Origin of the sequence: Paenibacillus etheri (genome assembly GCF_001012825.1) — a bacterium.
Classification (GTDB): domain Bacteria; phylum Bacillota; class Bacilli; order Paenibacillales; family Paenibacillaceae; genus Paenibacillus_AQ; species Paenibacillus_AQ etheri.
In genome coordinates this window covers 63,909-83,213 of record NZ_LCZJ02000028.1, presented here as the reverse complement: position 1 = coordinate 83,213, position 19,305 = coordinate 63,909, and the positions used below count along the sequence as shown (strand labels likewise).

Here is a 19,305-nt window from a genome sequence, read left to right as displayed (position 1 = left end):
TGGTTTTTTGAAGCAGAAAGGTGTTTTCACAAGATTAAGTACATACATGTTAAGGCATAAGCTCTTATATACGGTTTTATTATTTACGACTTTATTTGGGATAGTTCTGGATTTAACGATTGCCTGGCTACTCTCAGTGATTACGGATGCTGCGGTTAGACTCGATGTGAAAGCTTTTAAAGGACTGGTTATTTTCGGATTAATCTACTTATTAGTGAGTGCAATTAACGGTTTCATCGATCGATATCTCAAAAATAAAATCTCAGCCAAGATCAGAAATGAATTGCGGCAAGATATGATGCGGCATACCTTAGCTCTTCCTCAGTCTTATTTTGACCGTAATCATTCCGGGGATTTGTTGTCCCGCTTTACTAATGATAATCAATCTGTTGGTAATGCTACAGGCGAGGTAATGATTGATCTGATTCGTAACCCTTTGCTTGCCCTAGCGGCATTTGGGTATTTGCTCTATATTAACTGGTTACTAGCATTGATCTGTTTTGCAATGGGGCCTTTGATGTTCCTTACGGGAAAAATCTTCGGTTCAGCGATGCGTGAGAACAGTGTGAGGATTCAGAATAACATGAGCAAGATTACTTCCTTTTTGCATGATATCTTAGGCAGTAGTATGGTGTTTAAATCTTTTTCCATCGAACGCAGACTAATGAAGCAGTATCAGGAGCATAGTGAGAATATTACTTCCGAAGAATTGAAACGGGGACGAATTGAAGGAGCTACCGGCTCATTTTCGTCGTTTCTAGGAAACTTCACATTTCTTCTGGCACTGGTCGTTGCTGGTTATTTTGTGGCTAAAGGTTCCCTTGAGGTCGGTGCGATGATTGCTTTCATACAGCTCATGAATTATCTAGTCATGCCATTCTCGGCATTACCAGGACTGATCAATTCGATGCAGCAATCACTTGGGGCGGCGGGAAGGATCTTTGAAGTGCTAGATAGTCCTGTAGAAGTGAATACTCTACCCGAAGTAGTTGCGAAGCAGCCTGAATTTGAGCGTATGGTCATGTCCTCGTTATCCTTCTCTTATCCGGGAGCAGAGAAACACAGCTTGAACAAGATCAGCTTAGAGCTTCACAAAGGGGCTCAAATGGCGATTGTGGGACCGAGTGGTGGAGGGAAATCTACACTTTTTAAGGTATTGCTTGGGTTATATGAACCTGATGAAGGTGAAGTGTTTATAAATAATGAGAAGATAAGTGATATGAGCCTAGCTAAGCTAAGAAGTCACTTTGCTTATGTGCCGCAAGAGTCCGGGCTGTATACGGGAAGTATCCGTGATAATATCCGGAATGGAAATCCAGATGCAGATGAACAAGAAATTCTGGAAGCTTTGCGACAAGCGAACGCTTATGATTTTGTAATGGAGTTGCCGGAGGGCCTCGATACAGATATCGGTGAGGAAGGTTCGCGCCTGTCTGGTGGACAACGCCAGCGACTATCGATTGCAAGAGCGATTCTTAGGAACTCTCCAATCTTGCTGCTGGATGAAGCTACTGCTGCGCTCGATAATGAATCGGAGAAGCTGGTGCAGCAAGCGATCCGTAAATTAATGGGAGATAAAACCACACTCGTTATCGCTCACCGTCTATCAACGATTCAGAACGCTGATGTCATTCTAGTGATGGAAAACGGTGAAATTGTGGAGAGTGGTACCCACGATGTGCTGCTTGCAGCTGAAGGAAGATATCATGGCTTGTACTATTCTCAGCTGGAAGAGGAAGAAGCTGTGGAAAGTGAGCAAGAACTAATAGAGCTTGCATCTACAGGAGTTCCGAGCTTACTGAAATAACAAAAGGGTGCTGTAACGTCATATATCATGACGTTACAGCACCCTTTTGCTTAAGAAAGTGAATTTAAATGGATTGAACTTAAGAACTTGAGATAAAGGAAGGAGCAATGGAGGGGAAAGTTTGGAACTGTAGGAGCGTAAGCGATCGCCTTTAGGTTTGAATTTCTACCGTTGACAACGGTTTAAATCAGGAAATTCAAACCTAACAGCGACCGTAAGTCCAAATATTCACCGTAGTTGCAACTGAACTTTATCACTAAAACTATTAAGTTCAGCCGATTTAGTTCACTTTATTGAGAATGAATTTATCAATCGCGTATTTTACGCCATCTTCATTGTTGCTTAGGGTGATGAAATCAGCAATTTCTTTCAGCGCAGGAATAGCGTTAGCCATAGCAACGCCAAGACCAGCAGCCTCGAGCATCTCATGGTCGTTCCAAGAGTCACCCATAGCCATAGTCTCGGAGAGATCACAGCCAAAATGATTGGCTAGGAATTCAAGCGCAATTCCCTTGGTTCCTTCATGATGCATGATTTCTAGGAATTGTGGTTTGGATTTGGTAATATGCACGGAATCGCCGAGCAATTCACGTAGAATTGGAGCCAGTTCATCTAAAAATGCAGGATCATCGATAATCAGCATTTTTGGTGTTTTTTGTGGGACAAGCTTCTCCCAATCTGGTTCAATATAATATGGCGTTTTGTTCAGGTCTGTATAATCCTTGATCTTCTGGTTGTCTTCACGGGCATACAGCTTGTCGTCAATGTAAGTTTGCAAATGCAGATTATGCTCCACGCAGTAAGTGAACAGCTTGTGTACCGCATCTTGTGGCACGTAACGCTCATATAGTACTTTTTCATCGAGCAAGTTCTTAACGAGTGCGCCTTGATAAGTGATGATTGGCACGTTAAGTCCAGTTTGACGGGCAATGGCTTGCGCAGAAGCATAAGCTCGGCCTGTAGCAAGGGTTACAACAACGCCAGCGGCTACAGCCTCTTCAAGCGCAGTCTGTGTAGCGGGTGTTACTTCCTTGTCATCGTTAATTAGAGTGTCATCAATATCAATCGCGATCAATTTGTACATTTGTCTCTCTCCTTATCTCTTTCTAAATAGATGTAATTTGGAAAAATAACTCTTCTTATGTTGATTCTGACCCGGTTCCGGACTTAGCTCTGCCATAAGCATAGCCCCCAGAATACAACCGCAACCGAGCAGAGCGGACACACCGAGTGTTTCCCCACCAAAGGCTAAGCCTGTCAGAACAGCGAAAACAGGTTCTGTGGCATAAATAATAGCTACCCGAGATGGCGTAGTGTACTTCTGGCAGGCGGTCTGAATCCAGAAGGCAAAAGCGCTGGTAGGACCAATGGAGATTAAAAGTGCCCAGAGCACATCCGGTTCCTTGATAAGCTCTGCGCTGTGTGCCAGCGGTCCAGCTCCTTCAAAGATAAGCGAAGCGACAATGCTGAACAGTCCAACGAAGGCGAGCTGCAAGGTTGCCAGCGGCAACGCCGGATAATGAGGTGCATAAACGCCAGTATATGCGACTTGTAGCGCAAAAGCTATGGCGCAGAGCAAGATCAAAGCATCGCCTTTATTCAGAGACAAAGCAGAGCCGGTGAATGTCAGCAGATAAAGACCTACTGCGGCAAGCGCCGCGCTGAACCAAGTGTAACGTGAAATGGCGTGCTTTAGTAGTGCCAGAGAGAGAAACGGAACCAATACGACCGATAGACCGGTAATAAACCCGGTATTGGAGGTGGTTGTATATAGAAGTCCCATGGTCTGGAAGCCATAGCCCATAAACAAAAAAAGGCCTAGCAGCAGAGAATCGCGTACCATGCGGAAACTTAGCTGTTTCCACTCCTTGCGGTGAAAAATAAAAGTGATTAGAGCCAGCAACAGGGCAGCACCTGTAAAGCGGATGCTGTTAAACGCGAGTGGAGGGAGCACTTTGACAGCATTTTGAACAATCAGAAAGGTGCATCCCCACATCATCGCCACAAGTAGCAGGCTGAAATCGGCCATACGGGAACGCTTCACTTCTTAGGTCATCCTCTCTTCGGCAAATGCCGTCCTTGTAAGAACGACAAGGTCAAGTTGTCCAAATTGTATCGTATATTCATGGGGAGGACAAGATAGGAATCGCTCAAAGGCTTATATTTAAAGGGATTTAAGGGATTAGGCTAGACAAAAAAACAGGGTCTTGATATACTTCGATAACCGCACATTTGTTCTTGTTTTTCGCATCTTAGAAAGGAGCGGTTTCACCATGATGGGCAGATCCCATTTAATAATCAGCACTGGGGTTACCCTATCTGTCATGAGTTTGATGAACCATGAGATTACGATCCCTGTTATTGCGGTCGCAGCATTAAGCTCCTTGCTGCCTGACATTGACGAACCGAATTCGCTGCTCGTGCGCAAGGCGATTCCAGAATTTCTATTAAGAGCGCTGCAAATTGCTTTGATAGGTGCGGCGATTTATCTCTATTTTGCGGGAATCGTGGAACGTCCTTGGAATATTGTGCTGGCACTGCTAGTCGGAAGTGTATCTTTCCTGCCTAGTCGAAAGCTGCGCCATTTGGTCATGATCTTGATCGCCATAGCACTCTTTGCCTTCGGGGAAGCCTATGATCCCTGGAACTACATTGCAGCGTGTGTGCTCGTCGTTTCATCGATTGTCCCACACCGTGGTCTGACACATACCTTGTATGGTGTTGCGGGCTGGAGCGCCTTATTGTATTTTGCCTCAGCGGGAATAAATGATGGTGGCAGTCTATGGATAGCTGGCGGCATGTCGTATGCACTTCATCTACTGGCCGACTCCCTTACTCAAAGAGGAATTACACCTCTGCCGCCAATACCCTTTAAGCTACGTTTAAAGCTAATGAGTACAGGCACGAAAAAAGGTGGAGCCGTAGAGAATATCTGCATCATGCTGACTCTAGCGTTCGTTGTCTATGTATTTATACTTTCTCCTTGAACTAAAGTGAATATGAAAGAGGGGCTTGTCTATTCTTTACGCAAATTGCGCATAGGATAAGCAAGCCCCTTTATTTTAAAATATTATTCTTCTAAGAAAACCAGTCCGATAAAGTCCTCTGGCTCAATACGTCCGAAATAATGCTTCAAATCCAGATCAGCTAATGCTTCTCTAACCTCTGCCTCATTATAACGTTTGCCACGAAGTGCATTTTCAACATCTACTACGTCACCAACCCCAAAGAAGTCACCATAGATTTTGATGTCCTTAATGAGGGAATCCTCAATATCCATACGAATATCAATGATACCAGCAGGGAATTTGCGTGTGTGTTTGACATTGCTTTTTGGTGATAGACCGTAGTTCCAGTCCCAGTTCTGGTAGTGTTCTTTGGAAATTTCGTGGATTTTGACCCAGTCTGCTTCTTGAAGCTTGTACTGAGGGACCTCGGATGGCTCCATGCCAAAGATCGAACGCAGCAAGCCGGAGCGGAACTCTTCAATGGTCATGTCTGTTCCTAGCAGCTCTTTGATGTTCGCTACGCGACTACGTACGGATTTGGTGCTTTTGGATTTGAATTTCTCTGGATTTACTTTCAGTGAGGCTTGTACATTGTCCAAATTGAGATCGAACATCAGTGTGCCATGGCTGAACATACGTCCACGTGTGGAGAATTGAGCGTTGCCGGAAATTTTTTGTTCACCGACTTGAAGATCATTACGACCGCTAAGCTCTGCGTTAACACCCATACTTTGTAAGTAGTCGATCACGGGTTGGGTGAATTTTAGGAAGTTATGGAAGGATTGGCCGTCGTCCTTGGTAATGAAGCTGAAGTTCAAATTTCCGAGATCGTGATAGACAGCTCCACCGCCGGATAAACGACGTACAACCTTAATATCATTCTCTTTAACATATTCTTGATTGATTTCTTCAATCGTATTTTGGTGTTTACCGATGATGATAGATGGGCTGTTAATATAAAAAAGCAGGTAACTCTCGTCCATCGGCAAATGTTTCAGCGCATATTCCTCAATCGCCAAATTGATGGAAGCGTCAGTAATCCCTGTGTTACCAATAAAAATCATAGTGAATTCCTCCGTTGCAGCAAAATTGATTACAGTTCTCATTTTAAACCAAAAGCAGTTTTTTAACAAAAGAGATAGCTTCGTAGATCAGAAGGAGGGTTAAAGGTGACTGGTTATTCGGGTGATTCCTCTGGGGAAGCATTGACGTATTTCCGGCAAAGACGCAATAATGGTGGCAAAGACATACATATTGAGCAGGAGAAAGTTGATAGAGGGAGTGTAAATATGCTTGAAAAATACGGCCACGGTGGTGATTTGCTAACGGCTGCAGAACTTTATGAGGAAGCTGGTGGCACATTTCTCGATTTCAGTGCCAACATTAATCCACTCGGGCCTCCGCCAGCCGTTTTGGAATTACTTAGATCAGCATTGTCTACGGTGGTTGCCTACCCGGACCCTGGACATCGACGCTTCAAAAGCCTGCTATCAGAGAACCTTGGCGTAGAAAGTAGTTGGTTGACAGTAGGTAACGGAGCGGCAGAATCTATGGCATTGTTGCTGCTTGCGATCTCTCCGAAAAAGGTTGGCATTGTAGAACCTTGTTTCTCCGAGTATCGCCAGCTTTCTGTGCAATTCGGCGCAGATGTATTATCTGTTCAGGGGACAAGGGAACAGCACTTTCGAGCTGGGATCGACGAGATTGCCGGGCTGCTGGAGAAGGTTGAGCTAATGCTCCTTGGACAGCCGAACAATCCTAATGGCGTTCAGTATGCTGTGGATGAACTACGCTGGTTAGCGCAGAAGGCTGAGAGCTGCGGAGCTTATTTGGCTGTGGATGAAGCTTTTATTGATTTTATTCCAGAAGCTGAACGGAATACGCTGCTGCCGGAGCTGGATCAGTTTCCGCATACAATACTGGTGCGATCGATGACGAAATTTTATGCGATACCCGGACTGCGCCTCGGGTTTGCAATTTCACATCCAGAGCTGGCAAAGGCGATGACCGGAAAGCAGGTCACCTGGAGCGTGAACGGCTTGGCGCTTTTGGCAGGGGAAGCCTGCTTGGAGAGCGGGCGCGAGTATGAACGGCGCACACGTGAGCTGATCGCCACGGAACGGGAGCTGCTGCGGCAAGGCCTTTTGCAGCTAGGCTGCGATGTGCAGCCGGGCGAAGCGAACTTTCTGCTCTGTGGGTTACCCTCGCCGTGGAGTGCGGCTGAGATGCAGAGCCGATTAGGTCGCGTAGGCATTCTGGTGCGCAGCTGCGCCATGTACCCCGGTCTGGGAGGCGAGCATATCCGAGTAGCCGTTAAGGGACATGAGGATAATCTCCGGCTCCTGAAGCAGATGGGTGAAATTCTGGCGGGTAAGTGACCTTTGTAGCGCTTGAGGATGAGAATTTGGTGCCTAAGTGACTCAAGCAGCGCAAGGCAGGGAGTCTAATGTCTAAGTGGCCCATGTTGCGTAGAAGGCAGGGAGTCTACTGCCTAAGTGACTCAGGTAGCGCAAGGCAGGGAGTCTACTGCCTAAGTTGCTCATGTTGCGTAGAAGGCAGGGATTTTTACTGTCTAAGTGACTCAAGCAGCGTAGTGTGCTCGGATTTGCGGGCGGATTGCGGGCTTCGGCTTGCATCCTCAAGGTTATGGGAAAGTTTGATTAAGAGTTATCTGATGAATACTCTCCAATGTACATTCTGTTGTAGTTTGTACAACAGAATGCGACTTTCAGGCGCAGGAATTTGATTCTATAGCACTTTGTACAATAGAAGTTTGGAAATTGATGCGAAATAGGTCTTTACGTGACATTCTATTGCAGGAAATACAACAGAATAGCTTTTGCCAGTGTATCTAGCTGAATCTATTGTACAAAGTGCAGGCCTGTTGATTAGCTAAATTATGGAAACGTAAGATCGTTAAGCAAAAAGGCATCCCACTCCACGGGTAAACGTCGCAACGTAAATAAGCGATCAAAATCAGTAAACGTCAATTTTGCGCTCCAATGCACTACTGCATTTCCTTCGTCAAACAGGAACTTCAGTAACACATAAAGAAGCAAGGCGGTGTACAACTGTCCATACACAGCATTTGGCGTCGTCCCAAATAAGGTAGGGATGTTTAAATGCTGCTTAATCCAGCGGAAAAACACCTCAATCTGCCAACGTTTCTTGTAGATTTCCGCAATCCGCTCGGCGGAATGCCAATGCAGATTCGTAGCGAGAATCACCGGATTGCCTTGCGGATCTTTTAGAATCACGACGCGGAAACGGTGTTTGGAAAGTCGAGCATTCTTTCCTAACTGACAGGTGAAATCGCGTTCGAGTGTTCCTGTGAACGGTTCGAATCGTTCTCTGGGTAAGGGATCTTGAAAGTGTGTATTATCCCGAAGTCGAATGACAAAGGATTGGCGCTGTTCCAGATAGTCATCGAAACGCTTGTGGCTGCCGTATGCTCTATCAGCTACTACAATAAAACGCTTGTCAATCACGTCGGGACTGCTTTTAAAATCATGGGAATTCCCTGTTGTTTCGATCACTTTGTGGAGTCGACCTTCATCGGCCACCAACGAAACATGCAATTTGATTCCCGCTCGTTCGCCTTTAAGTGGAGCCCAAGGAAGTCGTTCTTTACCCACGGTAATTTTGGTGGAATCCACGAGAAGTAACGCTTTGGGAATGCCTAAATGTCTTCGGGTAGATCGATTACAACAGCGTATCATGAGGTGCAGCAACTGTTTAAAAAGCTCGAAAGGGACATCCTTCCTTTTTTAGAGAGCGTGGAATGGTCCACGGGTCTGAGGCCACCCAAACCCATTCGTGCTTCACCATCCCGATACCCAGCCCATTGCTGGAACGAAGCTTCAGCCAAGAACAAAAAGAGGTCGTAGACAGTGAATTTCCGCGCTACATCGACATATTCAAGTTCTTGAAGAAGAAGCAGGATTTTCTCTTTGGGAATCACCGATTGCAGAATGTTCGAGATTGAAGTAGACTTTTTCATGAGGTCGCCTCGTTTCGGATGTTTGTAGGGGTACAAACACTTTAACGAATGGGCGGCCTTTTTTCTACCTTTTTTTAGCTAATCAACAGGCGTATACAAAGTGCAACAGATGGGTTGAGGGACAGCTGCTTAGGTAGATATTGGAGTATTTGTTGGAGCGGATATCGAGCACTTGTTGGAGCAGATATTTGGTCATTTGTTAGAGTGGATAGGCGGTTTTTGAGTGAGGCGGCTGGGGAAGAGCAGGCGCGACTGCGAAGCTGGTTGGACGAATGGATAAAAGTAATGAGCTGTGGAAGGAGCAGGATCGAGATATGGTGCAAGTTAAGATTCCATTTGACCTTGCAGGAGGCGTAAAAGAGTACCGTTCGGCCATCTGGCCCGGGCTTGCTTTGCAGTGGAAGGGAAACCATCTGCTGCTAGAGCTGCCAGCTGAAGCGGATGGTTTATCGAGTGCGTTCTATGGTGGAGGAATGAATCGGCTGCAGCGGGCCGTCAATTTATATGTGGACCGTAATTATGAATGTAGTGATCCAGTCCAGGATATGGAGAATAAGCTGCGTGATTGGGGTTATTCATTGTCTGGCTGTGCCGGTCTGATGACGGCTGTACCGCTTGAGCATGCAGCGGTAGCTGAAGAAGACACTGGCTCAGCGGGTATTTTTGTTTGCGTTACTGCCGCCGTAGGAAATGCTGCGCGCGCGGGTGTGGAACGCAATGTGCTGGCTGTTTATCGACCGGGTACGATTAACATCATGCTCGGTATTGATGGCCGCCTGACACCGGCGGCGATGGTCAACGCTGTACAGACAGCTGTCGAAGCAAAAGCTGCTGCTCTGGCCGATCTCGGGATTATGGATCCCGAGAATGGCCTGATCGCAACCGGAACAACTACGGATGCGATTGTACTGGTTGTGAGCCAAAGCGGGCGATACAATGCAGAGCATGTCTACGCCGGAACAGCTACCGATCTGGGGGGAGCAATTGGCCGCCTTGTATACAGCGCTGTGACGGGTAGCTTGCTGTCGGTACAGGCAAGGAAGGACAGCGAATGAGAATGGATAGCTGGAAATGCTGGAGATTGTTCAGAGGTGATTGTCTGTGACAATCACTTTGGTGTTGCTTGCGGCTTATGTGATTGACCGGATCGTAGGTGATCCGCGTAGCCTGCCTCATCCTGTAATTGGTATGGGAAAAGCAATTACGGCTCTGGAGCGGGCGATCCGTCGGTTATGGTACCGCCCGCAAAGCCTGCGCAGAGCAGGGGTGTCACTTCCGCTATGTGTGGCGGGTGGTGCTTGGACACTGACAGCCATCCTATTATGGCTGCTAGCATATATTTCACCTTGGCTCGTCTGGATAGCCGAGGCTTGGTTGATTTCGACCACGATTGCCTCCAAGGGGCTGAAGGATGCAGGGATGGCGGTGTACGTGGAACTCTGTAAAGGCGATATTCCTGCTGCTCGCAAGGCACTGGGAATGATCGTGGGGCGTGATACGACCACACTAGATCCCCCGGAAATTGTGCGCGGCACGGTGGAGACTGTAGCAGAGAATATCGTCGATGCGATTATTTCTCCATTGTTCTATGCGCTCATCGGTGGCGCGCCGCTTGCTATGGCTTATCGGGCGGTCAATACGCTCGATTCCATGGTCGGATATAAGAACGATAAATACCGTGATCTAGGCTGGGCATCCGCTCGGCTCGATGATGTTGCTAACTTCATTCCGGCACGGATTACGGCATTGCTTTTGGCTCTTTGTGCATGGCTGCTTCGTCTGGATTGGCGTAGATGCCTGCAAATGGTGAAGCGGGATGCGCGACTTCATCCAAGCCCTAATAGCGGCTATCCAGAATCTGCTGTTGCAGGCGCACTTGGTATCCGTCTCGGAGGAGAAAACGTATATCATGGTGTCGCTTCTTTCCGGGCCTATATGGGTGATCCGGTACGACCAATGAAGCCAGACGATATTATTCAGACCTCGCGGATGATGATGCTCTGCTCTTCAATATTTGTAGGTCTATGCGCAGCTGTGGCATGGATATGGATCGGGGGCTGATGCTAGACATGGCGTTTCCTCCTATAGAGCTAGAATTAGTACTTGTCCGCCACGGACAGACCCAGTGGAATGTTGAACATCGATACTTAGGACATACGGATATCCCGCTGCTTCCTGACACAAGTGAGCGCCTTTCACAACTTCAGCAGCAAATTACTTGGCTGACTGATAAGCATGCTGAGGTTTCGAATGATTTTTGGCGTGTGTTTTGCAGTGATTTGCGTAGATGTCGGGAGACCTTGGATTACATTTCACCTTCGCTTGAGAAGACAACTATCTACGATCCGCGCCTGCGTGAAATGAATTTCGGAACTTGGGAAGGCTGCACTTATGAGCAGTTGAAGGATAACCCGCTGTATAGAAGCTGGATTGATAATCCTTCCACGGTTACACCACCGGATGGAGAGACATGGGCGCAGTTTGACGAAAGGTTGCGTAGCTTCCTGTCGGATCTGGGACGAGCGGCAGAGGATACATTGGTGCAGGCTGCAATTAGCGATAACAAGGATGAGATAATAACAAACCGGGTATTGGTAATCACACATGGTGGTGTTATTCGGAATTTCCTTGCACAGGTAGTTCCAGAGGTCACATTCTTCAACGCAGTTGCACCTTCTCCGGGAACAGCAATGGTACTCAAATTATTCTGGCAGAATGGGCAATGGTCGGCAGATATTTCGGGAGATTGATGAGGAAATCATAATGAAGAAAGGGTTCTACGTATTAGGCATACCTAATATGTAGAACCCTTTATGACAGCGGAAAAACATGGGTAATTAATTGTTGGGCAACCATTCCTCACAGGTATCTGCAAGTGCTTGCAGTTCATTATACAGCAAGCTAGCGTGGTAGCCGTCGCAAACGGCATGGTGGAATTGTCCTGATAATGGCAATAGTATTTTTTTGTCTTGCTGAAAATATTTCCCTATGGTAAAGATGGGTAGTAGATAGGTTCCTTCGTTATACACGTTCAGGTTAAAGCTCGTGAAGCTGACCCACGGAATGCTTGAAATAGGGAAGGTGTTAGGTGGTTCATTTGTTTTAGCAATAAATTGTTTCACACTTCCGTACATTTTCATATCATCCAGATAACGGCTGTAGAAATCATTGAATTCTTCACCGTATAAAGTCCAAATGCTTGAAAAAGTCTTATCATCATCATGGAAAATTGTAAAACTAGGTGACAAGCTATCCCAATAACCTAATCTGCCTTCAGAATCAAAACATGTGCGAAATTCACTGTGGCGATTTACTACCGTTGTTATCATGTGGATTAGTGCTGGGTACAGCTTAATTCCCTTATGCTTAAGCTCTGACAGTAGAAGGGTGATATCAATATTTACAGTCATGCTATAGGTGCATCTGACATTGTTTAAATAATGTTCAAAATAGGGTCTTCTACTCCAGTTATCAATGACAATCGGGTTAAAAATCATTTATTATGACCTCCTAAAATTATTTCATTTTTGATTTTAGGAGGTCTGCTGGACTGATTTCACCATATCCTTATCACAATCCCTTGAGAAAGTATTTTGTAACGATGAGTATACCATCATCATAGCCGTAATTAAAAATATATTTACTAGATCAAGTGGAAGGGAGATGCTTTATAGTGCTGAGTGAACAGATGGTTGTCGAAAAATTGCTACAGCAAAAGCATACGAACGCAGCTCCCCTCATTGTGATGATGTGCGGTGTAGCAGGGTCGGGTAAAACGACCTTTGCTCAAAAGTTGGAGAAAGAAGGATTCGCACGGCTTTCGATAGATGAGGACATTTGGGCCACTTACGGCCGTTTCGGGGTGGATTACCCAGAGCAGAATTATGAATCCTATAAAGAAGAGTCGGAGATAAAGCTGCGGGGAGAGCTTGTAAAGCTGCTACAGGCAAAACATCATGTTGTCATTGATTTCAGCTTTTGGCAGCGTCAGAGACGGAACGATTATAAGCAATTAATTGAAGGGCATGGCGGCGATTGGGAGTTGATTTTCTTAAAGGTTGGGCCGGATGAACTGCGTCAGCGACTGCTCATTCGGAGTGAACGTTTTGACGCCAATGCGGCATTTACGATCACAGAGGACACGCTTACTCGGTTTCTAAGCGGTTTTGAAACCCCTGCTTCAGAAGGCGAAACGGTGATCGAAGCCTAGGTCATTCTTATTTAACCGAGTCCTTTTAATAGCATGAAAATAATCAAATTTACGAGTCTGTCCTCTCATAGAACCACAGCCGGAGAAAAATCCCTTGGCTGTGGTTCTTTTTTTAAGCGAGTGATTGTGCCATGATAGCTATGGAGGCGACCAAAAAGATGTTTAAAGATTTTAAGCTCATAGCCGGACGGCCGGTGTATATACAAATTAAAGACTATATGAAGCACTTAATTATAAAAGGCGGTCTGCAAGGGAATCAAAAGCTGCCCTCCACAAGAGAGCTCAGCACACTGCTTAAGGTTAGCCGTAACTCAGTAATCTCTGCTTATGCAGAGCTTGAGGATGATGGATTTGCGTATGCGGTGCAGGGTCAGGGAAGTTATGTGGCACCTACACCTCCCGGCAGTGAAATAATCTCTTCCTGGACGATGGACTGGAAGACGCGTATCAATGATCATGCGCGGCTGGCGGAGGATCTGGATATCATGAAACGCGGCATACGAGCGGAGAAGGGTACGATCTCCTTTACGAGCATCGCGCCTGATGAGAGTCTTTTTGATCTGGATAATGTGAAACGCTCCTTTATGGATCGTATGTCGGTGGAAGGCAACGTCTTACTAAATTATGGATATGCCAAAGGGTATAAGCCTTTAATAGATTATTTGAAGCAGTACATGGAGCACAAAGGCGTTGAAATGAAAGGCAAGGATATATTGATCACCAATGGCTTTACAGAGGGATTCGATATTGTATTGTCTGCACTTAGCAAAAAGAATGGCTCGGTCATCTGTGAGAATCCAACGCATCATACGGCGATCAAAAATCTGAAGCTGAACGGCTTTGAGATCACCGGGATTCCTATGGAGCGTGATGGGATTGATCTGGTTGAGCTGGAGAAGGCATTGCAACAGCAAGCTTTTGACTGTGCCTACTTCGTCCCTTCTTATCATAATCCGACCGGCATTGTAATGTCTCCCGAGAAAAGACAGAGGCTAATGAAGCTGATGAATCGGTACCAAATACCGGTTATCGAGGATGGTTTTAACGAGGAATTACGATATTCGGGCTCACATGTGGCTCCACTTATCGCAGCGGCGGGTAGCGGCAACAGCGTGATCTATCTCGGAAGCTTCTCAAAAGTACTATTTCCGGGACTACGCGTAGGTTGGGTGCTGGCAGATCAGGATCTGATCTATTCCCTCGAAAGCGTCAAGCGTGCTCGTACTATTCATACCTCTACGCTGGATCAATCCATTTTGTATCAATACTTATTGGGTGGACATTTAGAGAAGTATTTGAAAAAAGCCAGAGCGGAATATAAACGAAAATATGAATTAACCCTGCAATGCTGTAAGGAGTTTATTCCTTATACGATGTTATCAGGGGATGGCGGTTTGCATCTTTTTGTAACCTTCGCGGAGGGTTTTAATACAAGGACGCTGTTGGCGGCCTGTCATGAGCAAGGGGTTATTTTTACAGCAGGAGATATATTCTTCACGGACGGTAAGGGGCAAAATACGATACGGATCGGTTTCTCCAGAGTGACGGATGAGGATATCCGCAAGGGGATCGAGATTATTGGCAGAACAGCACGACAACTAATGGGATAAAGAGGTGCTTGAGATGAAGATGAAGGTAGGCGTAATTATGGGCGGGGTGTCCTCAGAGTATGAGGTATCCATGAATAGCGGTAGTGAGATTTTGAAGAATCTAGATCCCAATAAATATGAAGTTACTCCAATAGTGATCACGAAGCGTGAAGAGCTTATTGAGCTGGCAAAAGGTATCGATATCGCGCTGCTTGCGCTCCACGGAGCTTACGGAGAGGACGGCACGGTTCAGGGGACGCTGGAGATGATGGGGATTCCGTATACAGGTAGCGGGGTTTTATCTAGCAGCATTTGCATGGATAAAGATCTTTCCAAAAAGCTTATGCGCTGCTCAGGCGTCAATACGGCGGATTGGCTGTGCTGGGATAGTATGAAGGATTATTCTCAAGAAGCCGTAGAGCGGATTGGATATCCTGTTATGGTGAAGCCATGTTCAGGCGGTTCGAGTATCGGTATGGAAAAGGTGAGCAGTAGCGAGGAGCTGCTGAGCGCAGTACAGAAGGCTTTTGCCTGTGATCAGTCGATTCTGATCGAGAGCTACATTCAAGGCCAGGAAATTACTTGCTCCATACTAAATGGAGAGATGCTGCCTATTCTGGGGATTACCTCGGCACATGCGGAGTGGTTCGATTATAGTGCAAAATACGAGGATGGCGGGGCAGACGAACGGGTCATTGAACTACCAGCTGAGGTGTATGAGCGCGTACGTGATGCAGCCTTAACTTGCTATAAAGCACTAAAATGCAGTGTGTATGCAAGGGTGGATATGCTTATCAAGGATGGTATTCCGTATGTGCTGGAGGTGAACACATTACCGGGCATGACGAAGGCGAGTCTTTTACCAAAGAGCGCGCAAGCGGCAGGCTACACCTTCAGCGGGCTGCTAGACGCAATCATTTCCCTTTCCCTAACAGAAAAGAGTCCGAAAGAAGAGGTGCTCAGTCATGCATAATGAATGGATTACTTCGCGTGTACGGGAGATTGCTCCCTCGGGCATCAGGGCTTTTTTTGACCTAAGTACAGGGAATCAGGATATTATATCGCTTGGTGTAGGCGAACCTGATTTCGTTACACCGGAGCATGTAAGAGCTGCCTGCATTCGTGCTTTGAATAATGGGGAAACGATGTATACACCAAATTCCGGCTTGCTGGAGCTTAGAGAAGAGATTGCTTCTTATCTACACACAAGCTTTAATCTCCGCTATGAGCCATCTAATGAGATTATGGTTACGGTGGGAAGCAGTGAAGCTGTGGATTTGGCTCTGCGGGCCTTTATTACACCCGGGGATGAGATTATCGTCCCTTCTCCGAGCTATATTGCGTATTCGCCGATTACCCATTTGAACTGTGGGGTTACGGTAGAGGTTCAATCTTCAGCCGAGCAGGGTTTTAAGCTTACTGCTGAGGCGTTGCGGCAGGTGATTACCCCGCGTTCCAAGATTCTTATGGTTAATTTTCCGACTAATCCTACAGGAGCAGTAATGACTTACGAGGATTGGCTGCCCATTGCACAGATTGTAAAAGAGAATAACTTACTTGTCATTTCAGATGAAATCTATGCCGAGCTAACCTATGATAGTCACCATGTCAGCATTGCCTCCCTTCCTGGGATGTTGGAACGAACGATTGTCATTAGTGGCTTCTCCAAAGCTTTTGCGATGACTGGCTGGAGAGTAGGTTATGCTTGTGGTGATCAGGAATTAATTGCTGCGATGCTCAAAATCCATCAGTACACTGCGATGTGTGCTCCGATACTAGGTCAAATCGCTGCCATTGAATCGCTGCGGAACGGTATGGAACATAAGGAACATATGAAACGATGCTTCGATGAGCGAAGAAAGCTGCTGGTTAGTGGATTTCGATCCATTGGTTTACCTTGCCACGAGCCAGAGGGTGCATTTTATGCCTTTCCTTCCATCGCTAATACCGGATTGAAATCAGAGGATTTCGCTTTGCAGCTGCTGAAGGAGGTTGGTGTTGCTGCGGTTCCGGGGCATGTGTTTGGAGCTGGTGGAGAGGGTTATATCCGCTGCTCTTATGCAGCATCTCTACAAAAATTGGCGGAAGCGCTGGAGAGAATCGAAGGTTTTATGAAAGTGAAGTTGTAATTCTAGTGGTCCCCATCTATCATAGATGGGGGCTTTTCAGTGTAAATAAGATAAAATAGGTTATACGGATATACTTAATTGGAGGTTAAAATATGATTTCAACTATTCAAGAAGTAATTAAACGAATCACACCAGCTGATGAACAGTCTTTCCTCAAGGCGGAGCACCGCCTGAACATTCTAACCAAACCACCGGGCAGTTTGGGACAATTGGAGACTCTGGCCGTTAAACTCGCTGGAATTTCGGGTACGGAGCAGCCTAGTTTCACCAAACGAACGGTAGTTGTAATGGCTGCAGATCACGGTGTATGCTGCGAGGGAGTTAGTGCATTTCCACAGGAAGTCACAATGCAGATGGCCTATAATTTTCTCAGCGGAGGAGCGGCTGTGAATGTACTGGCACGCCAAGCTGGGGCTGAGGTAAAGTTCGTAGATATCGGTGTTAACGGCGATCTTAGTCATGACGATCTGATGGATCGTAAAGTGCGCCGGGGAACGGATAATATGGCTGTGGGACCTGCGATGAGCCGTGAGGAAGCGATGAGTGCTGTACTTGTAGGTATAAGAGTCGCAGAAGAAGCGATTGAGAACGGGACTGAGATTTTTATTACAGGTGAAATGGGCATAGGAAATACAACGGCTAGTGCTGCAATTCTGTGTGCTCTAAAAGGAATAGCACCTGAAGTAGCCGCTGGAAGAGGAACGGGAATTGATGATGAACGTTTACTACATAAAATTGCAGTTGTAGAACGCGCTTTAAAGGTGAATCAGCCGAATCCGGCAGATCCGCTGGATGTATTGTCCAAAGTTGGGGGATTGGAAATCGCCGGTTTGACCGGTCTGATTCTTGGCGCAGCCGCTGCCAGGATACCTGTCATTTTGGATGGTTTTATTTCGGGTGCGGCAGCTCTTGTGGCGAAGGCACTTGCACCAGAATCCATTGCCTATATGATAGGTTCCCATGTATCAGGCGAACAGGGACATAAGCTGATGCTAGAGAAGCTTGGACTTGAACCGTTGTTTAACCTTGGTCTTCGTTTGGGTGAAGGAACCGGGGGCGTATTGTCTCTTCATTTAATTGAGGCGATATGCCGTATTTTGAGCGAAATGGCCACCTTTGAAAGTGCAGGCATCTCTGGAGCTGGGAAACAATGAGTATTCTTGTAACGGGAGGCGCGCGTAGCGGGAAAAGTGGTTTTGCAGAAAAACTGATGTCGTCACTGACTGATCAGGCCTTCTATGTAGCAACCGGACAAGCGTTTGATGATGAAATGAAGGAACGGATTGCACTGCATCAGCATCAGCGTTTGGAAAGCGGATATGCTTGGGAGACGCTAGAAGAGCCCTATGATTTGCCAGATTTACTGAAGCGTTTATCTGGTGACAAGGCGGTCCTCGTAGATTGCTTAACATTGTGGTTATCTAATGTACTGCTAGCCATGGAAGGATTTACGGATAGGCAAGAGTTGATTGTGAGCGAGATTACAAGACTTGAAGACAGTGTGCGCACATTTCAAGGGAACCTCATTCTGGTCACTAATGAAGTGGGGGACGGTATTGTTCCAGAGTATGCGCTTGGTCGATTGTACCGCGATTTGGCAGGACGCATGAACGCGTTACTCGCTCGGCAATGTGAGCAGGTCTTTCTAGTGACTGCTGGTATTCCAATTGAACTTAAGAGCAAGGAGTATCGTCTATGAGGGAGCACAGGGATGCTGCCGCGGCTGCTTTTCAGTTTTTGTCTCGATTTCCTGTAAAGAGTGATCCCGGATTTTCTCCTGAGCTGCTGCGCCGCAGTGTGCTGTTCTATCCTGTAGTGGGTGCAGCTATTGGACTATGCGTAGCGGCTGGAGCAGCTTTGACGGGTTGGGTTTTACCAGCTTGGCCAGCAGCTGTTATTACCCTCATTCTGTGGGTAGGTCTTACTGGCGGCCTGCATCTCGATGGCTGGATGGACAGCGCGGATGGTCTGCTCAGCTACCGACCTAGGGAACGAATACTAGAGATTATGAAGGACAGCCGAGTGGGTGCGATGGGTGTGCTCGCCTGCGTTCTGCTCTTGCTGTTAAAGGCCTCATTAGTGGCAGCGCTAATCGAAGGCTACGCCTATTACGAGCTGCCACTGCTCTTGCTGCCAGCGATCTGGAGCCGCTGGTACATGGTGCGGGCAATGGTACGTTATCCCATTGCCCGCGGGAACGAGGGGCTGGCCGCGAGTTTCGCCGGCCTCGCTCCCTCGCATGAGCGGCGCGCGCTGGCGATAGCCGCGCTGCTCTCGCTAGCCGCAGCCGCTGCGCCCCTGGCGCTCGGCGCGGGCTTAGACGCGTGGCCGCTGCATCTGGCTGCAGCGTTACTGCTGCCGGCTGCAGCCTTGGCCAGCGGCACCGTGGCTGCGCGGCGGATCAGCAGCCGGCTTGGCGGGCTCACCGGCGATGTGTACGGCGCGCTGAATGAGCTGCTAGAGGCTGTGCTGCTACTAGTCTTAGTGCTGCTACAGCACAATTTCATGTGAGTGGTTCCTGCGGGTGACGTTTTAGCAGCTAGCTTACTTCAATCTGGTTTT

General features: G+C 47.0%; 19 protein-coding genes. 13 read left to right on the top strand and 6 right to left on the bottom strand.

Going from position 1 to position 19,305, the window contains the following annotated elements:
* The first annotated feature begins 46 nt into the window (after nt 1–46).
* The gene (locus UQ64_RS17940; protein ID WP_209445829.1) at nt 47–1,807 is read left to right on the top strand and encodes an ABC transporter ATP-binding protein; all 1,761 of its coding nucleotides are present in this window, start codon (nt 47–49) and stop codon (nt 1,805–1,807) included.
* Between the two features lie 280 nt (nt 1,808–2,087).
* Here UQ64_RS17940 and UQ64_RS17935 read toward each other — a convergent pair whose 3' ends face one another.
* The gene (locus tag UQ64_RS17935) at nt 2,088–2,891 is read right to left on the bottom strand and encodes a Cof-type HAD-IIB family hydrolase (RefSeq protein WP_060624902.1); all 804 of its coding nucleotides are present in this window, start codon (nt 2,889–2,891) and stop codon (nt 2,088–2,090) included.
* A gap of 12 nt (nt 2,892–2,903) precedes the next feature.
* Nucleotides 2,904–3,851: a DMT family transporter gene (locus UQ64_RS17930; protein WP_060624901.1), complete on the bottom strand. Its 948-nt coding sequence runs from the start codon at nt 3,849–3,851 to the stop codon at nt 2,904–2,906.
* A gap of 229 nt (nt 3,852–4,080) precedes the next feature.
* Between UQ64_RS17930 and UQ64_RS17925 the strand changes: the two genes are divergently transcribed.
* On the top strand, nt 4,081–4,794 hold the full coding sequence (locus UQ64_RS17925) for a metal-dependent hydrolase (RefSeq protein ID WP_060624900.1): 714 nt from the start codon (nt 4,081–4,083) through the stop codon (nt 4,792–4,794).
* 83 nt (nt 4,795–4,877) lie between these two features.
* On the opposite strand, the gene lplA is transcribed toward UQ64_RS17925, so the two are convergent.
* The gene (gene lplA, locus UQ64_RS17920; RefSeq protein ID WP_060624899.1) at nt 4,878–5,879 is read right to left on the bottom strand and encodes a lipoate--protein ligase; all 1,002 of its coding nucleotides are present in this window, start codon (nt 5,877–5,879) and stop codon (nt 4,878–4,880) included.
* A gap of 225 nt (nt 5,880–6,104) precedes the next feature.
* Between lplA and UQ64_RS17915 the strand changes: the two genes are divergently transcribed.
* Nucleotides 6,105–7,193, top strand: coding sequence for a pyridoxal phosphate-dependent aminotransferase (locus UQ64_RS17915; RefSeq protein WP_060624960.1), 1,089 nt, complete (start codon nt 6,105–6,107; stop codon nt 7,191–7,193).
* Nucleotides 7,194–7,712: 519 nt separating this feature from the next.
* On the opposite strand, the gene UQ64_RS17910 is transcribed toward UQ64_RS17915, so the two are convergent.
* Together UQ64_RS17910 and UQ64_RS17905 are read right to left on the bottom strand one after the other, a co-directional pair.
* A complete protein-coding gene (locus UQ64_RS17910) occupies nt 7,713–8,534 on the bottom strand; it encodes an IS4 family transposase (protein ID WP_082651185.1) in 822 nt (273 codons plus the stop codon).
* Nucleotides 8,531–8,815, bottom strand: coding sequence for a hypothetical protein (locus tag UQ64_RS17905; RefSeq protein ID WP_060624897.1), 285 nt, complete (start codon nt 8,813–8,815; stop codon nt 8,531–8,533). The genes UQ64_RS17910 and UQ64_RS17905 overlap by 4 nt, the downstream gene beginning before the upstream one ends.
* A gap of 272 nt (nt 8,816–9,087) precedes the next feature.
* On the opposite strand from UQ64_RS17905, the gene UQ64_RS17900 reads away from it, so the two are divergent.
* The 3 genes from UQ64_RS17900 to UQ64_RS17890 are packed head-to-tail and all read left to right on the top strand — an operon-like array spanning nt 9,088 to nt 11,565.
* Complete coding sequence (locus UQ64_RS17900) at nt 9,088–9,870, top strand: adenosylcobinamide amidohydrolase (RefSeq protein WP_245238072.1); 783 nt, start codon at nt 9,088–9,090, stop codon at nt 9,868–9,870.
* 46 nt (nt 9,871–9,916) lie between these two features.
* Nucleotides 9,917–10,876 (top strand): adenosylcobinamide-phosphate synthase CbiB, encoded by a 960-nt coding sequence (cbiB, locus tag UQ64_RS17895; protein WP_060624896.1) that lies wholly within the window; start codon nt 9,917–9,919, stop codon nt 10,874–10,876.
* Complete coding sequence (locus UQ64_RS17890; RefSeq protein ID WP_245238071.1) at nt 10,855–11,565, top strand: histidine phosphatase family protein; 711 nt, start codon at nt 10,855–10,857, stop codon at nt 11,563–11,565. Before cbiB ends, UQ64_RS17890 begins: the two co-directional genes overlap by 22 nt.
* An 87-nt stretch (nt 11,566–11,652) precedes the next feature.
* On the opposite strand, the gene catA is transcribed toward UQ64_RS17890, so the two are convergent.
* Nucleotides 11,653–12,312, bottom strand: coding sequence for a type A chloramphenicol O-acetyltransferase (catA, locus tag UQ64_RS17885; RefSeq protein WP_060624894.1), 660 nt, complete (start codon nt 12,310–12,312; stop codon nt 11,653–11,655).
* A gap of 176 nt (nt 12,313–12,488) precedes the next feature.
* Between catA and UQ64_RS17880 the strand changes: the two genes are divergently transcribed.
* The 7 genes from UQ64_RS17880 to cobS all read left to right on the top strand — a co-directional run bounded on the left by UQ64_RS17880 (nt 12,489) and on the right by cobS (nt 19,254).
* Nucleotides 12,489–13,025 carry a P-loop nucleotide/nucleoside kinase family protein gene (locus UQ64_RS17880; protein WP_342447593.1) on the top strand — a complete coding sequence of 179 codons (537 nt, stop codon included), beginning with the start codon at nt 12,489–12,491 and terminating at the stop codon, nt 13,023–13,025.
* Between the two features lie 158 nt (nt 13,026–13,183).
* Complete coding sequence (gene pdxR / locus UQ64_RS17875; RefSeq protein WP_060624893.1) at nt 13,184–14,635, top strand: MocR-like pyridoxine biosynthesis transcription factor PdxR; 1,452 nt, start codon at nt 13,184–13,186, stop codon at nt 14,633–14,635.
* Between the two features lie 19 nt (nt 14,636–14,654).
* Entirely contained in the window at nt 14,655–15,587 is a 933-nt protein-coding gene (locus UQ64_RS17870; protein WP_060624957.1) for a D-alanine--D-alanine ligase, read from the top strand.
* Entirely contained in the window at nt 15,580–16,743 is a 1,164-nt protein-coding gene (locus UQ64_RS17865) for an aminotransferase class I/II-fold pyridoxal phosphate-dependent enzyme (RefSeq protein ID WP_060624892.1), read from the top strand. The genes UQ64_RS17870 and UQ64_RS17865 overlap by 8 nt, the downstream gene beginning before the upstream one ends.
* Before the next feature lie 92 nt (nt 16,744–16,835).
* The gene (gene cobT, locus UQ64_RS17860) at nt 16,836–17,897 is read left to right on the top strand and encodes a nicotinate-nucleotide--dimethylbenzimidazole phosphoribosyltransferase (protein WP_060624891.1); all 1,062 of its coding nucleotides are present in this window, start codon (nt 16,836–16,838) and stop codon (nt 17,895–17,897) included.
* Nucleotides 17,894–18,442: a bifunctional adenosylcobinamide kinase/adenosylcobinamide-phosphate guanylyltransferase gene (gene cobU, locus UQ64_RS17855; protein ID WP_060624890.1), complete on the top strand. Its 549-nt coding sequence runs from the start codon at nt 17,894–17,896 to the stop codon at nt 18,440–18,442. The genes cobT and cobU overlap by 4 nt, the downstream gene beginning before the upstream one ends.
* Nucleotides 18,439–19,254 carry an adenosylcobinamide-GDP ribazoletransferase gene (gene cobS, locus UQ64_RS17850; RefSeq protein WP_060624889.1) on the top strand — a complete coding sequence of 272 codons (816 nt, stop codon included), beginning with the start codon at nt 18,439–18,441 and terminating at the stop codon, nt 19,252–19,254. Before cobU ends, cobS begins: the two co-directional genes overlap by 4 nt.
* Nucleotides 19,255–19,305: the final 51 nt, after the last annotated feature.